Raw genomic sequence first — 15,818 nt, 5'->3', positions numbered from 1 at the left:
CGCTGCTGGCAAGCCGCGGGGGCGGCGCTCGTGTGTGTCGCGAGCTGGGATTGAGATTCGTGGGGCGGTGCCCACGCGCAAGACGACAACTATATCACGCCACTCAGGTCTGCGTCGGACACTCCTGTGCTATCCTCCCGGCGAGTTTTGCCCCGGGAGGGGTACACCGTGCCAACCCGCCGAGTCGTCTCCGCCGTCAGCCTGATTGCGTTGTTCACCTGTGCCGCGGTCGCGCAGTCACCGACCCCGACCCCGCCGCCGTTGCCGAAGACTCCGCTTCGGCAGGAGGTGCTCGATCTGTTGGCGAACGAAGTGTCGGGCCAGATGGCGTTCAACAATGAGGTGCGCCTGGCCGGTGCGCCCTGGGCGCGCGACCTCTCCGAGTTCAGCGGCACGTTGTTCGAGTCCCAGGCGATCTACGACATCGTCCGGGGCTACGGCATCGACACCACGCGCATCGACCGGGCGCCGAGCGATCGGAAGGTGGACTATCCGGTCGAGGGCGAGCTGTGGGTGACCGCACCCGAGAAACGTCTGATCGCCCGTCTTGGCGCCGATTCCGCGCTGGTCGCCGCCGGGTCGTCCACCGCCGACATCACCGCCGAACTCGCCTATCTGCCGCCCTCATCGAGCGAGGACCAAGTGAAGGCGGCGCTGGCGGCGGCTGGCGACAAGTACCGTGGCAAGGTTGTGCTGATGTGGGGCCACGCGCGCGAGGCCCTGGCGAAGGTGCTGGACGGTGCGGGGATCCAGGGCGTCATCGCATTCAGCGCCCAGGATCGCTACCTCGATCCAGCGCAGGTCCTCTACTCCGGCGGCTCCTACAAGAACGGGACGCTGAAGGTGGGTATGACGGTGTCGTGGCGGCAGTGGTCCGAGTTGCTCGAGGACCTGCAGCGCGGCCAGACGATCGTGGTGCGGATGAAGACGCACGTCGAGTCGATCCAGGACAAGTTCGAAGCGGTCTACAGCTGGATTCCGGGCAGCGAGCCCGACGGCAAGGGCGTGATCTTCACGGCGCATCTGTTCGAGGGCCTCGTCAAGCGCGGCGCGAACGACGACATGAGCGGGTGCGCGGTGCAACTCGAGATCCTCCGCGCGCTGCACAAGCTGATTGCGTCGGGCGACCTGCCGCGGCCTCGCCGCACGATCTACTTCCTCTGGCCGCAGGAGATCTCCGGCACCTTCGACTTCATCAAGCGGCACCCCGGATTCTCCGACACGCTCTCGGCGAACCTGAACATGGACATGGTCGGGGAGGCGCTCCGCAAGAACAACGGTGTGATGACGATGAGCGAGTGCCCGGACCACCTGCCGTGTTACATCGACGGCCTCGCGAAGTCGCTGATGAACTACGTCTGGCGCACCAACGACATCGTCTACCTGCCCGACGCCCCGCGCGGCCGGGCGGGCGGGCAGAATTTCCCGCGGCCGATGGTCGAGAAGAACGGGTCCACCGACGCGTTCCGGTTCTACATTCACCGCGCGACGGGGGGCAGCGACCACATCTGCTTCAACAATCCGTCGGTCGGGGTGCCGGGCGTCGAGTTCTTCACGTGGCCAGACCAGTGGTATCACGCCGACGTCGACACCCCGGACAAGTCCGATCCGACGCAGATGAAACGCATCGCGTTCATTGGAGCGGCGGCCGCCTGGGCGGGAGCGAATGCGACGGATGACGTGTTGCCGGCCCTGGCGGATGCGGTGTCGGACTTCGGGTACGCTCGCGTCGCCGAGCGCGACCTGCCGCGCGCGCTGGCGCTCGTCGAGCAGGCCGACGGCGCCGGCCTCGACGCCACGACGGCGCGTGCGTTGCTCGTGGCGGACTTCGCCGTTGACCGAGAGATCGGGGCCCTGCGGTCCATCGACGAGATCTCGACGCGTTCCGCGGCGGCGACCGCCGTGGTCGACAGCAAGGTGCAGCAGTGGGAGCTGTACCGCGCGGGCCTGAAGCAGCAGATCGTCGGCGTTGCACGGATACGACGGGCGCAGGTCGTTCCGGCGACCGGAGCAGCCTCGCGTCCGGCTCCGGCCGGGCAAACGCTCAGGCCCGCCGAGGCAAAGGCCGCCGCCATCGTTCCGCGACTCGATCCAGCCGTGAAGGGCCGCGAGTTCTCGCTGCAGACCTGGCCGAAGTACACGACGCATCTGAAAGAACACCCGGATGCGCTGAAGTCGCTCGGCCTCACGCCGCAGCAGGGCGCGATGATTCTCAACTATGTGAACGGCAGGCGGTCGATCGTCCAAATCCGGAACGCGGTCGTCGGCGAGACGGGCCGCGATCTTCCGCTCACCGCGGTCGTCGGCTACTTCGATGTGTTGAGAAACGTCGGTTGGATCACGTGGTAGGAGACACTGGTCCCGACCCCATTTCTCACCTCGGGTCTCGCACGACGTGCAGGGGCTGCGTCCAGTTGCGGCCACCGACGGTCAGTTTCACGGTGTAGGTTCCCGGAACGACGAGCGGCCCGCGGCGGGAGGGGCCTTCCTCTCCTCCCGTCGATGCTGCGGCGCCGGCGGATCGCGGCGCTGGTTTCGCCTCGGTGCGCAGGTCCCACACCCAGCGATGCTGTCCCGGCGTCGCCGGGAACGCTTCGGGCGCAGGCCGCCAGAATGCCGGGATGCTCAGCGAATTGGGATCGACCGGCTGGACGCTCGTGTCGCTCGAGTACCGACGCAGAACGACGCCAGCCGGGTTGAGCACCTCGAGCGTCACCGGTCCGGAGGCGCGGCTGATGTAGAAGTCGATGAGCGCGCCGTACGGCCGGTTCTCGGCGAGCGGTTCATCGCGCGGTTGCGGCGTGCCGTTCTCGTTGGGCGGCGGCGTCAGCACCGCGTCCGCCGGACGGAACAGAAACGCCTCGCCGCGCGCCACTTCGTCGGTCGCTTGCCGCAACGCCGTGACGGCGTCGATCATCCAGAATCCCCGACCGTGTGTGGCAACGATCAGGTCGTCGCCATGCACCTCGAGATCGCGCACAGACACTGCCGGCAGGTTCAACTGCAGTGACTGCCAGCGGTCGCCCGCGTCGAACGAGACGAACACGCCGAGTTCCGTTCCGGCAAACAGCAGGCCCGGCCGCCGGGGGTCCTCCTTCACCGTCTGCACGTAGACACCCGCCGGCAGCCCAGCGGTGATCCGCTGCCAACTCCTGCCTCCGTCGCGCGTGCGGTAGAGGTACGGCTCGTAGTCCTCGAGCCGATGGCGGTCCACGGCGGCGTACGCCGTGTTGATGTCGGCGTACGACGCTTCCATCATCACCACCTTGCTCCACGGTGTCAGCGCAGGCGGGGTGACCTCCTGCCAGGTCTTTCCCTCGTCCCACGTCACGTGCACGAGGCCATCGTCCGTGCCGGCCCAGATCGTCGCTGTCGTCAACGGTGACGGCGCGATGGTGTAGATGACACCGCGGCGCTTCGCCGGTGGCGCGTCGGCCGCCGTGGCTGCATCGAGGTTGGGGGGGACGCCGGGGTCCTCGCGCGTCAGGTCGCCACTGATCTGCGTCCAGCTGTTGCCCCCGTCGGTCGTCTTGAACAGGAACTGATTCGAGAAGTAGAGGGTCCGCGGGTCGGCCTTCGAGAACACGAGCGGCAACGTCCACGTGTGCCGCGGGGGCTCCTTCATCATCCGCTCCGGCGACACGTTGGTCGTCTCCCCGGTGCGGACGTCGCAGCGCGCGACGGTGCCTCCGAAGAGCAGGTCGGGATGAAGCGGGTCGGGCGCGGTGTAGCCGGATTCGCCCCCGGCGCATGCCGGCAGCCAGGTACGGGTGCCGAGCTCCGCGAACATCGACTGCGTCGCCACGCTGACCGGGCCGCTGTCCTGCTGCGAGCCGGTCACCCAATACGGATACCGGTAGTCGCCGGCGACGTGGTAGACCTGCGCGGTCGGCTGGTTGTACCAGGAACTCCACGTCCTGGCGCCGTCCACCGTCACGATGGCACCCTGGTCGCTCCCGAGCACCATCCGATTCGAATCGTCGGGCGCGATCCAGAGTTGGTGATAGTCATCACCGCCCGGCGCACCCTTGATGGCCGTCCAGGCGCGGCCGCCGTCAGACGACCGGTAGAGCGAGGTGTTCGAGACGTAGACAACCTCCGGATCCTTCGGGTCGGCGCTGACCTTGCCGAAATACCAGCCGCGCCCCCAGATCCGTTGGTCACCGGAGACCAGCGTCCAACTCACGCCCGCGTCGTCGGACCGATAGAGTCCGCCCTGTCTGGCGTCGACGATGGCGTAGACACGCTTCGGGTTCACCGGCGAGACCGCCAAGCCGATGCGGCCGAGGCCCTCGGTCGGCAGACCGATCGTGAGCGGCTTCCACGTGGTGCCGCCATCCGTGGACTTGAAGACGCCACCGCCGGGCCCGTACGAGGGCGGGTAGATGCTCCACGGCGGCCGCCTCGTGTTCCACAGCGTGGCGTAGATCACCTTCGAGTCGCGTGGATCCATCGCGAGGTCGATCGCGCCAACGTTCTCGCCCTTGAACAGCACCTGCTGCCACGTGCTGCCCCCGTCGCGCGACCGATAGACGCCGCGAGCCGCATTCGGCCCGTACGCATGGCCGAGCGCGGCCACGAAGACGATGTCCGGACTTCGTGGATCGACGAGGATGCGGCCTATCTGTCGCGTATCGTCGAGACCGAGGTGATTCCAGGTCCTTCCGGCATCGGTGGACTTGTACACGCCGTTGCCGTGCGAGATCTGCGACCGCATGTCGGCCTCTCCGGTGCCGACGTAGACGACGGAGACATTCGACGGCGCCACGGCGATGGCGCCAATCGAGGCAATCGGCTGGGAGTCGAAGACGGGGAGCCAGGTCCGTCCCGCGTTGGTTGTCTTCCACACGCCGCCACCCACCGAACCGAAGTAGAACGTGTCGGGCCGGCCGGGCACTCCGGTCACGGCATTCACGCGTCCGCCTCGGAATGGGCCGAGCATCCGCCACCGCAGACCGGCATAGAGGGCCGGATCGACAGGTGGAGCAGCCGGCGCTCGTGGCGCGCGCGCCGCGAGCCACGTGGGCGCGAACAGCGCCGCGAGGGCCACCAGCAGTGCGAGCGCGGGCCGGCGCCGCTGTCGTGTGACGTCTGACATGTCGGAATTCTCCCTCAACCCTGAGCTCACTTGTGTTGAACATGCTTCGCGCCCTGCGCACCCTATGAAACGGGCGTTCCCTGCGCGAGACCTTGGTCAACACAACTGAGTCGAAGGGTGACATTCAGCATACACCCGGCTATTGGGGCTACAATTCGATTCTCATGTCTCACCTGGGAGCAACCATGGCATCCACCGTTCGTGTTCGTGCAGCCTGCGTCATTCTGATCGCTTTCGCCCTCATCGGTGTCGCACGCGCCGAGGACAAGCCGGTTCCCGTCCTGATTCGTGCCGGCAGTCTCGTCGACGTCGCGTCGGGAACAGTGAAAGCGGGCCAGGACATTCTGATTGAAGGGACCGAAATCAAGGAGGTCGGCGCGAACCTCAAGGTGCCTGCCGGCGCCAAGGTCATCGACCTCCGGGGGAAGACCGTCCTGCCCGGCCTGATCGACGCCCACACCCACATCACCGGTCAACCTGAGAACTACTACGCCGACCTGTTCCGCCGATCGCCGATCGACGACGCCGTGTCGGCCCACATCTACGCACGGCGAACGTTGGAAGCGGGCTTCACCAGCGTGCGCGTGCTCGGGTCGCCGGAATACGTGGACGTCGCCCTGCGCAACGCGATCAACAGCGGCAAGGTTGTCGGGCCGCGGCTCCAGGTGGCGGCGATGGCCGTCGGGGCGACGGGCGGCCACGGCGACGTGAGCGGCTTTTCGCCGTATCTGCGGTTCGAGCAGACGTCGGGTATCGCCGACGGCGTGGACGCGATCCGAAAGCTGGTTCGCACCGAGATCAAGTACGGCGCCGACGTCATCAAGATCATGGCGACGGCCGGTGTGCTGTCGGAGGAGGAATCGGTCGGCGCGCCCCAGTACTCGCTCGAGGAAATGAAGGCGGCGGTCGATGAAGCGGCGATGTGGGGCAGGAAGGTGGCGGCGCACGCGCACGGCACCGAAGGGATCAAGCGTGCGATCCAGGCGGGCGTGACGTCAATCGAGCACGGCAGCCTGCTCGACGCCGAGGCCATCAGGATGATGAAGGACCGGGGCACGTACCTCGTGGCGGACATCTACAACGACGACTACATCCTCGCGGAATACGCGCGCCTCGGCTATCCGCCATCGACGATCGAGAAAGAGAAGAAGGTGGGGCGGCTGCAGCGCGAGAGCTTCCAGGCGGCGGCCAAGGCGGGCGTGAAGATCGCGTACGGCACCGATGCGGGCGTCTTTCCGCACGGCTTGAACGCGAGGCAGTTCGCCCACATGGTGAAGTATGGCCTGACGCCGATGCAGGCCATCCAGAGCGCCACGGTGAGCGCGGCGGACTTGCTGGGCTGGAGCGACAAGGTGGGCGTCGTCGCGCCCGGTCACCACGCCGACATCGTCGCGGTGGACGGCGACCCGCTGAAGGACATCTCGTTGCTCGAGAAGGTGTCCTTCGTGATGAAGGACGGTGTCGTGATCGTCAACCGCTGAGGCTGTGCGGCTGCCTCGCCGGCAGCAAAGGTCGGGACGGTCTGAAAGGACGTCCCGACCACTGTCCTCGAATCGTTACTGCGCCACGGCCTGAACCGAGAGGCTGATCTTCACCTCGTCGCCCACCAGGAACCCGCCCGTTTCGAGCGTGGCGTTCCACATCAGGCCGAAATCCTTCCGGTTGATCGTCACCTCCGCCTCGAACCCGGCCCGCAGGTTGCCCCACGGGTCTTTCGCCAGCCCGAGGAACGTCGTCTTCAAGGTGACCGGTTTCGTCACGCCGCGGATCGTCAGGTCGCCCGTCACGTCGAGCGTTTCGCTGCCGGTCTTCGTCACCTTCGTGCTCTTGAAGGTGAGCGTCGGGTACTGCTCGACCGAGAAGAAATCGGCGGACCGGAGATGCGTGTCGCGATCGGCCTGATTGGTGTCGATGGTCGCCGCCTGGATCGTCACGTCGGCCGTCGAGTTCTCGGGGCTCGCCTCGTTGAACTGGATCGTGCCTGCGAAGTCACTGAAGCGTCCGCGAACGCGGGTGACCAGGTGCCGGACCTGGAACACCGCCTCCGAGTGGGCCTTGTCGATTGCAAACGTCCGAACCGCTGTTGTCGCTGCCATGATTGTGCTCCTGTCCTGCTCTGTGTGATAACACCTGTCGAGGCGGGTTCGCCGGGATCCGGGCGGCACTCGCCCGTCCGAGTTCTTCCACGCCTTCCTATCTGTCTCGAACTTCCGCCAGCAAATCGATCAACGTGCGCAGCTGAGCCTTGTCCAGCCGTGCGACCTGACGCGCGTTCACCTCGTCCACGAGGGGATCGAGTGTCGCCAGGATCGCCAGGCCGGACTGCGTGATCCGCGTCGTCACGAAGCGGCGGTCGTCGCCGGTTCGGGCGCGGGTGACGAGCGCCATCTCCTCGAGTCGGTCGAGCAGCCGGGTGACGTCGGGGACGCGCCGCAGCATGCGGTCGCGAATCTCGTTTCGGCAGAGCCCATCGACGCCCGCGCCGCGCAGGATCCGCAGCACGTTGTACTGCGTGGCGGTGATGCCGTAGGGCTTGATGTCGGCTTCGAACTCGTGCTCGACGACGGCCGCGGTCCTCTGAATGCTCAGCAACGCCTCGTGCTGAAGGCTGCGGAACGGCTTGGTCTGCTTGAGTTCGGTGCGAAGGTCTCTGGCCACATCGCCATAGTAGGTGTTACAACACGCATTGTCAAGAAGAAAGTTCCGACGTCTCCGGAAGTCGAGTCGCCGATGACCCTCGATGCGCCACCCCGTCGCCCGGACCGGGCGCGTGTGCCAGCCGTCGCTCGATGGAGGGTTGAGGCATAATACGGCGCGAGGAGCCGCCACCACGAGCGCAGATCCAGTCGTCTTCTCGGACACGCAGGCCGGCGCCGGCACGCCCCGTGGCAACGTTCGGGCGTGGTGGCTGGTCCGTCTGCGGTGGGGCTGGGTCGTTGGCCAGGTCATCCTCATCGGCGCCATCTGGGGCTCCGCGGGCGTCGACTTCCCGATCGGATTGCTGCTCGCGCTGGTCGGAGCGATGGGCGTCACCAACGCCGGCCTCGCGTACTGGATGCGCCATCGGCCTCTGTCGGAGGCGTGGTCGGCGGCGATCCTGGCGTTCGACATGCTGCAGTTGACGGCGCTGCTCTCGGCAACGGGCGGAGCCGCGAACCCGTTCAGCGTGTTCTACCTGGTGCACATCACGGCCGCCGCCGTGACCCTCGGATCGCGCTGGACGTGGTGCCTCACCGCATTTGGCGTGTCGTGCTACGCGACGCTCTTCGCCTTGTCGCCGACGGACATGTCGGCCGGCGCCGGCGGGATGGCGTTCGGACACGGACATGAGTTCACGCGCCACCTCCAGGTCATGTGGGTGGCTCTCACGCTCGCCGCGGCGCTCACCGCATTCTTCGTCACGCGGCTCACGACGGGTCTCGCCAGGCAGGACCGCGAAATACAGCGGATGCGGGAGGCAGCCGCCAAGGCGGAGCGCCTCTCCGCCCTGACCACGCTGGCGGCAGGAGCGGCGCACGAACTGGCGACACCCCTCATGACCGTGGCGGTGGTGGCTGGCGAACTGGAGCGGAATCTCACCTCCCTGCCTTCGTCGGCGGGCGGCCGGGTGGCCGACGACATCCGGCTGATTCGCGGCGAGGTGAACCGCTGTCGCGAGATTCTGAATGGCATCGGCAGCGCCGCCGGGGAGATGCCGACCACGTTCACGCTCGGTGAGTTCGTGCGAGACGTGCTCGGCGGCGTGGCGCCGGAGCACGCCTCGCGCGTCACCACGCACGTGTCGGGCGACGATGCGCGTCTCTTCCTGCCGCGGCGTGCGCTCGTACGCGTCGTCTCCAGTTTGATCGACAACGCCCTGCGGGCGTCTGCCGCGGGCCAGCCGATCGCCCTCCGCGCCGACGCCGGCCGCGCACTCGACATCGTCGTTCGCGACGAGGGCATTGGCATGAGCGCCGAGATCCTGGCGCGCGCGGAGGAGCCGTTCTTCACGACCAAGGCTCCGGGACATGGACTCGGCCTGGGTCTCACGCTCGCCAGGAGCCTGGCGGAACAATTGGGGGGACGTTTCGACCTCGACTCGGCCCCGGGGCGGGGCACGACGGCCCGCCTCGAACTCCCCGTGCGGGTGAAAGAACATGCCGGCTCCAACTGACGCTCCTCGGTCCGTGCTCATCGTCGAAGACGACGACCGCCTGCGAGAACGCCTTGCACGCGCCCTGCGCGATCGGGGCTTCGAGGTGCGCGAGGCCTGCGACCACGAGACCGCGCTGCAGGCGGCTCGCGACGACAGCCCTGAGTTCGTGCTCGTCGACCTTCGCATGCCCGGCGGCAAGTCGGGCCTCGACGTCATCCGCGACATCAAGGCGATCGACGCGGCAACCGTGGCGGTGGTGCTGACCGGGTACGGGTCGATCGCAACCGCGGTCGAGGCCGTGAGACTGGGTGCCGCCGAGTACCTGACCAAGCCCGCGGATGTCGATCAGATCATCGCGGCACTCTCGCGCCAGACGAGCCCGCTCGCGGCCACGGGTCAGCCAGGCCAGGTGCCGTCGCTGGCGCGCGTCGAGTGGGAACACATCAACCGCGTGCTCGCCGATTGTGGCGGCAACATCTCCAGAGCGGCACGGCTGCTGGGCATCCACCGTCGCTCCCTTCAGCGCAAGCTCGATCGATTCCCCTCACCGCGCTGACGCCCACCGCCTGGAGCCCAGAGCCCAGAGCCGGTCGAGTACTTAGGTACCACGACCTTGGTACCGCGACATCTTGCCTCATTCACACGAGCGATCTTCCCCATTACACTGCCGGGCAAAGCCTGTGAATGCGGCTCTGGAGGCTCTCATGTCTCGACCACTCCTGATGGTGCTCTGCGCTGTCGGACTCTCGGCTGGACTTGCTGGTGATCTGCACGCCCAGATCGTCTCGGACTCCGCGCGACAGGCGCGTTCGGCAGCGTCTGTGCCATCGCGGGCCGAGGTCCGACCGGACACGGCTGAAGTCGACGGCATCGTCGTTGGCCCCGACGATGCGCGGCTGCCGGGTGTGACCGTGACGATCACCAACACGGCAACCAGGCAGGTGCTGACAATCGTGACGGCTGACCACGGGCGATTCAGCGGATCCAACCTGGCGCCCGGAGAATACGACCTCACAGCCACCCTGGACGGCTTCCTGCAAGGCAGCGCTCGGCTCACGCTCGGAGCGGGAGAGAGCCGCGCCCAGAATTTCAAGCTGGCGCTCGCCACGGTCTCCGAATCCGTCAATGTCATCGGCTCGCTCGTGAAGGAGACGATCGCCGTGTCCGAGATTCGGGAGAGCACCGCGCGGGACGTCGGCGAGGCGCTGGCCGAGCTGAACGGCGTCTACAAGATTCGCAAGGGTGCAATCGCCAATGACATCATCGTCCACGGCTTCCAGAGCCGCAATCTCACCGTGCTGATCGATGGCGACCGGGTGTACGGAGCTTGTCCCAATGGCATGGACCCCGCGGCGTTCCACGCCGACTTCGCCGAGGTCGACCACCTGGACGTGGGGAAGGGACCGTACGATGTCCGTCACGAAGGGAGTCTCGGCGGCGTGGTCAACGTGGTGACGCGGGCGCCGGCACAGGGGCTCCACGCGAGCCCGAACCTGGCCTTCGGGTCGAGCGGGTACATCAACCCGTCGGTGACGGCGTCGGCCGGCACCGCCGCGATGTCTGTTCTCGGCGGATTCTCGTTCAGAACGTCTGATGCCTACGAGGACGGGTCCGGGACCCTCTACACGCAGTACGCCAACTACCGTCCCGACCAGGTGGCCGGGAAGGCGTTCACCGCGAATACCGGGTGGGTGCGCGGGTTCGTGTCGCCCGGGGCGGGGCATTCGGTCCAGGTGGCGTACACGCGGCAGAAGGCGACCGACGTAAAATACGCCTACCTGCAGATGGACGGAATCTGGGACACCGCGGATCGCGCGAGCGTGAGCTACGAGTGGGCGCGCCATTCCGGCTGGTTCCATACCGTCGCCGCTCGAGCCTACTACACCCGCGTCAATCACTGGATGACCGACCAGTTTCGCACCACGTCGATCGGGATGGCGCGAGAGTACAGCATGGCCTCGCAGGCGAACACGAACACCGCGGGGGGGAGCGTCGAGGCGGTATTGGGGTCGATCTCCACAGGTGTCGAAGCCTACCGGCGGAACTGGGACATCTCAACACTCATGGCCGGCATGAAGTACGCGCCCCAGTACTCGGTGCCCGACGTCAGCATCGATCACCTGGGCGCTTTTGTCGAACACCGGCGGACGCTCGGCGCCGGGACGAAGGTGGAGGTTGGAGGGCGTGTGGATTGGTCCCGCAGCGCCGCGGACGCGAGCAAGGCGAACACCGGCCTCTACTACGCCTACAACGGCACGCGGAGCACGTCCACGACCGACGCTGGCGTATCGGCCAAGGCCCGCGTGACGCACCGCGTCGGCAACCTGTTCGAGCTGACGGCGGGCGTTGGCCACACCGAACGGGTGCCCGACCCGCAGGAACGCTACTACTCGCTCAAGCGGACGGGGAGCGACTGGGTGGGAAGTCCGAACCTCCGCACGACCGGCAACACGGGCGTGACCGGCGGCCTGAGCTACACCCACCGACGAGCGGTCGTCTCCGCGTCCGTGTACCACGACCGCCTCACCGACTACATCACCGTTCACTCGCAGAAGAAGATCAACGCCGTGCCGGGAATCATGAACAGCGCCGCCCGCTCCTATGCGAACGTCGACGCGAGGATGTGGACCGGCGAGCTGACCGCGACCTGTCCGGTCACCGACAGCCTGTTCACGTCGTTCAACGCGTCCTACACCCGGGCCACGAAGGATCCGAATCCTGCGCTCGGAATCACGAGCCCGAACGTGGCGGAGATCCACCCGTTCCTCGGAACCGCGTCGATCCGGTACGACCGGTCGGCCTACTTCGGTGAGATCCAGGCGGTGTTCTCGGGGAAGCACGTCCACGTGGACACCGACCTCCAGGAAGAGCCGATGCCGGCGTACGGCGTACTCAATCTCAAGGTGGGCGGCCAGAAGCGCAACGTGCGCGTGACGTTCGCAGTGGACAACGTGCTCGACGCGCTGTACGTGGACCACATGTCGTATCAGCGCGATCCGTTCCGTCTGGGGACGCGGGTGCGCGAACCCGGCCGGAACTACTACGTCAACGTCGCGTACAGATTCTGAAGCGTCCCTGCTTCGACGCTCCCGCTTTCAAGGCAGGCAGCAACACGACCGCCCGAGCGGAAGGCGGATCGCCTGATTAGAATCGGCAACGAACGGTCACTCCAATGGTTCGGCCGGACTCGGGGTACCCGTCCGACACCCAGTAGTACTTGTCGAAGGCGTTGAGGAGCGCCAGTTCGGCGTCCAGCCGCCCGCCAATCGTCTAGACGCCTTTCACGCTCGCCGTCACGAAGGACGGGACGTCCAGATAAGCACCCGCCTCGTTCTGCGTCCGGCGGTCCGCCTCGAATTCGAGGTTGCCGGATGCGTGCAGGAACGACGCGATGGTGCCGGTGACCGACACCCGCCCCTTGTGGCGCGGCGTGTCCACGAGCGGCGTGAGAGGGTCGCTGAGATTCTCTCTCTTCAGGAACGTGTAGTTCGCGCCGACATCCAGCCGTCGAACGATCTCTGTGCGCGCATCCAGCTCGAATCCCGCGTGGTAGGCCCGCCCGATGTTGCGGAGCTGCGCGAGATTCGGCCGCAGGTAAAAGCGCTGGATGAGGTCGTCGATCCGGCTGTAGAACACCGTTGCCTGGAACGAGGTCTTCGGCCCGAGCGTGCCCTGGTATCCGCCCTCGACGGTGATGTTGTGTTCGGCCTTCAGGTCGGGGTTGGGCACGGCCGTCCCGAACTTGTACGAATAGCGATCCTTCAACGACGGCATGCGCGTCTTGCGCGCCAGGGTCATCCGGACCTGGCCCGTGGGGACCGAGTAGAACACCCCCACCTGCGGGTTGAGGCCATTGGCGTCGCCGCATGACGTGCCGCTGGTCCGGCACGACACCAGCAGGTCGAAAGCCTGTCCCTTCTGATAGTCCTGGGCTTTCGTGGTGGCCTGCCAATCTCCGCTGACGCCGCCCACCAGCGACAGCGCGGGCGACAGCGCCAGGCTGTCCTCGACTCCCACCGACACGATGCGGCCGTTGAAGTTCTTGATCGGTTCCCCGACGTTGTGGTCCTCGTGCAGGTCCTGCTTGATATGGCCCGCCGCCCGATCGATCTCGAGCGGGTGCCGGTGCTGTCGCTCGACAAAGCCGGGGTCTGGTGGGCCAATGCGCTCCGGTCGATTCCGGGGCGGCGGCGGCCGGTGCCCGGGCGAATCATCGAGGTGAACCAGGTTCGGGGGATGGTCCACGCCGCCCTGGAGGGATACGGGGCCGCGGTGCTGCCGAAGTACACCGTGCTCGGGAAGGTCGCGCGTGGCGACCTCGTGGCGCTGTTTCCGAGGCTTCGCCTGCTCGAGGACTGGTTCTGTGTCTATCAGAAGCGCACGAGCGCCGTGCGAGAGAAGAACCGCATCGTCACCGACTTCCTGCTGCGACTGGACGTGGCGGAATTCGGCGACGCGATCAGTGGGCCATCCCGGCCTTGACCCTGTCGGGCGTCAGCGGAAGCCGGAAGAGCCTCACGCCGGTTGCGTCGAATAGCGCGTTGGCGATCATCGGCGCCACGCAGGTCATGGTCGGCTCTCCGCAGCCTTGCGGCGCCAGATTGGGGTTGTCGACGAGCACCGTCTCGATGTCGGGCACCCACGAGAATCGGGTGATGTCGTAGCGGTCGAAGTTTCGCTCCTTGATGTTGCCGCCGCCAAAGTGAATCTCCTCGGTCAGGACCGACGACAGCCCCATGACGATGCTGCCCTCCATCTGTACCCGGGCTCCCTCGGGGTTCACCACCTGCCCGAGATCCTGTGCCACCGTGACGCGCTTGACGCGAATCTGCCCGGTCACCTTGTCCACGGCGACTTCCGCCATGGCCGCGACATACGTGTTCAGGTAGTCCAGGAGCGCCACGCCGTACCCGCGTTTGCTCGGGGACCTGGCCGGCGTCCACTTGAATGCGTCGGCGGCGGCCTTGAGCACGCGCGCCATTCGCGGGTTGGCGAGGTTCTTCAGCCGGAACGCCACCGGGTCCATGCCCACACTGGCCGCCATGATGTCGATATGGGACTCGCGGGCGAAGCTGTTCGTGTTGCTGCCCGGGCCACGCCACGCCCCGGTGCCGAAGGGATGCGGCCCCCCGCCGCCGAAACTGCCGGTGGAGGTTGTCCTCAGGTGAGGAACGTCGTAGATCATCTGCGAGCTGCGGTCGCCGGCGAAGAAGACCTGGAAATCCCAGAACGTGATCCGGTTGGTGGAGTCGAGTCCGGAGCTGATCCTGACGAACGCCGCAGGTCGAAACGTATCGTAGAAGAACTCCTCGTCCCGGCTCCAGACCACCTGCACGGGCGCTCCGGCCAGCTTCGACAATCGTGCGGCTTCGACCGCCTGCGGGCCTGCGCTCTTTCCGCCGAACCCGCCGCCGACGAGCGGGGTGATCACCCGCACCTTGTCTCCCGGGATCCCGATTGCTTTCGCCACTTCCTGCTGAACGCCGAAGGGCCGCTGTGTCGAGACCCACACGGTCGTCTCGTCGCTCGCGACGTGCGCCAGCGCCGAATGCGTTTCGATCGCCGCGTGCGCGATGTAGGGGGTGAAGTATGTCCCATCGAACGTGACAGCCGCCATCTCGCGTCCCTTCGCGAGGTCTCCTTTCCCCTCGACGGCGCGGCCCTCGCCCGGCTGCGCCATCAGATGCTCGAGGATGTTGCCGTCGTCCACCTTGCTGTCAGGGAGGCTGAAGTCCGCCTTGATCCGCTGGAGGGCCGATGCCGCGCCGTCAGGCGTGGGATGGACGACCGCGATGAAGTTGCCGTCCCGGAACACTCGCGCGCCAGGGAACGTTCCGGCGCCCTCGACATCGACGCTCTTCAGCTGGGCTCCGTGCGCCGGCGGCCGGAGGATCTTGCCGTAGAGCATGCCCGGCAGGCGGACGTCCCCCGCGAACTTCGCCTTTCCGGTCACCTTGTCCACACCGTCTCGCTGCCGCAGCGACTTGCCGATCACCACGCATTTCGCGGGGCTCTTCAATGCCGGCTTCTGCGCGAGATGCCTCTCGATACGCTTGCCTCCGGTCAGCGCGCCGTAGGCCAGGCGGATGCCCGCGCCGTTGCGGTCGACGACGAACCCATCCTTGGCCGTCAATTGCGCCGGCGGTCGCTGAAGTTGTTCCGCCGCGAGCTGGATGAGGACTTCACGAGCCTCTGCGCCGGCGGCCCTCAGGGCAGGTCCGAAGTACTTGATGCTGCGCGAGCCGTTCGTGCCTCCATCCCACGGGCACAGCCGTGTGTCACCCATGACCATGTCCACGCGATCGAACGGGACCTCCAGTTCGTCGGCGAGCATCTGGGCCAGGGCCGTCGTGTTGGCCTGTCCCATCTCGACCTTCCCCGAGTAGCACGCGACACGGCCATCTTCTCCGATTCTCAGATAGGCGTTGAAATCGTCCGGGTACGAGCGCTGGCCTCCTGCTTCCTGTGCCGCCGCGGCGAGGTCGTCGACCGAAAAGAGAATGAACACACCGCAGCCGGCCGCCTTCAGGAACCCACGGCGATCCAGTTCTTCCATCCGAGGCCTCCTCCCGCATTTGCCGGGCA

11 protein-coding genes are annotated in these 15,818 nt (G+C 66.7%); 6 read left to right on the top strand and 5 right to left on the bottom strand.

Annotated elements, in window-relative coordinates; genetic code table 11:
• Positions 1-168: 168 nt before the first annotated feature.
• Positions 169-2,349 (top strand): M28 family peptidase, encoded by a 2,181-nt coding sequence (locus VGK32_21695; protein ID HEY3384381.1) that lies wholly within the window; start codon positions 169-171, stop codon positions 2,347-2,349.
• 25 nt (positions 2,350-2,374) lie between these two features.
• On the opposite strand, the gene VGK32_21690 is transcribed toward VGK32_21695, so the two are convergent.
• The gene (locus VGK32_21690; GenBank protein ID HEY3384380.1) at positions 2,375-5,098 is read right to left on the bottom strand and encodes a hypothetical protein; all 2,724 of its coding nucleotides are present in this window, start codon (positions 5,096-5,098) and stop codon (positions 2,375-2,377) included.
• Between the two features lie 185 nt (positions 5,099-5,283).
• Between VGK32_21690 and VGK32_21685 the strand changes: the two genes are divergently transcribed.
• Complete coding sequence (locus VGK32_21685; GenBank protein ID HEY3384379.1) at positions 5,284-6,579, top strand: amidohydrolase family protein; 1,296 nt, start codon at positions 5,284-5,286, stop codon at positions 6,577-6,579.
• A gap of 75 nt (positions 6,580-6,654) precedes the next feature.
• On the opposite strand, the gene VGK32_21680 is transcribed toward VGK32_21685, so the two are convergent.
• Positions 6,655-7,194 (bottom strand): YceI family protein, encoded by a 540-nt coding sequence (locus tag VGK32_21680; GenBank protein ID HEY3384378.1) that lies wholly within the window; start codon positions 7,192-7,194, stop codon positions 6,655-6,657.
• A 97-nt stretch (positions 7,195-7,291) separates the two neighbouring features.
• A complete protein-coding gene (locus VGK32_21675) occupies positions 7,292-7,756 on the bottom strand; it encodes a MarR family transcriptional regulator (protein HEY3384377.1) in 465 nt (154 codons plus the stop codon).
• Positions 7,757-7,838: 82 nt separating this feature from the next.
• Here VGK32_21675 and VGK32_21670 point away from each other — a divergent pair, with 82 nt between their 5' ends.
• The 3 genes from VGK32_21670 to VGK32_21660 all read left to right on the top strand — a co-directional run bounded on the left by VGK32_21670 (position 7,839) and on the right by VGK32_21660 (position 12,301).
• On the top strand, positions 7,839-9,251 hold the full coding sequence (locus tag VGK32_21670; GenBank protein HEY3384376.1) for an ATP-binding protein: 1,413 nt from the start codon (positions 7,839-7,841) through the stop codon (positions 9,249-9,251).
• Positions 9,235-9,789, top strand: a complete 555-nt coding sequence (locus VGK32_21665) for a response regulator (protein HEY3384375.1) — start codon at positions 9,235-9,237, stop codon at positions 9,787-9,789. Before VGK32_21670 ends, VGK32_21665 begins: the two co-directional genes overlap by 17 nt.
• Before the next feature lie 148 nt (positions 9,790-9,937).
• Positions 9,938-12,301: a TonB-dependent receptor gene (locus tag VGK32_21660; protein ID HEY3384374.1), complete on the top strand. Its 2,364-nt coding sequence runs from the start codon at positions 9,938-9,940 to the stop codon at positions 12,299-12,301.
• A 202-nt stretch (positions 12,302-12,503) separates the two neighbouring features.
• Here the strand turns inward: VGK32_21660 and VGK32_21655 are convergent, their stop codons facing one another.
• Complete coding sequence (locus VGK32_21655; GenBank protein HEY3384373.1) at positions 12,504-13,478, bottom strand: TonB-dependent receptor; 975 nt, start codon at positions 13,476-13,478, stop codon at positions 12,504-12,506.
• Here VGK32_21655 and VGK32_21650 point away from each other — a divergent pair.
• Complete coding sequence (locus tag VGK32_21650) at positions 13,359-13,715, top strand: LysR substrate-binding domain-containing protein (protein HEY3384372.1); 357 nt, start codon at positions 13,359-13,361, stop codon at positions 13,713-13,715. The genes VGK32_21655 and VGK32_21650 overlap by 120 nt on opposite strands.
• Here the strand turns inward: VGK32_21650 and VGK32_21645 are convergent.
• Complete coding sequence (locus tag VGK32_21645; GenBank protein ID HEY3384371.1) at positions 13,693-15,789, bottom strand: molybdopterin cofactor-binding domain-containing protein; 2,097 nt, start codon at positions 15,787-15,789, stop codon at positions 13,693-13,695. The genes VGK32_21650 and VGK32_21645 overlap by 23 nt on opposite strands.
• Positions 15,790-15,818 lie beyond the last annotated feature (29 nt).

The sequence above is a fragment of the Vicinamibacterales bacterium genome (genome assembly GCA_036504215.1).
Classification (GTDB): Bacteria; Acidobacteriota; Vicinamibacteria; order Vicinamibacterales; family Fen-181; genus FEN-299.
This window is presented reverse-complemented; position numbering and strand designations above follow the sequence as displayed.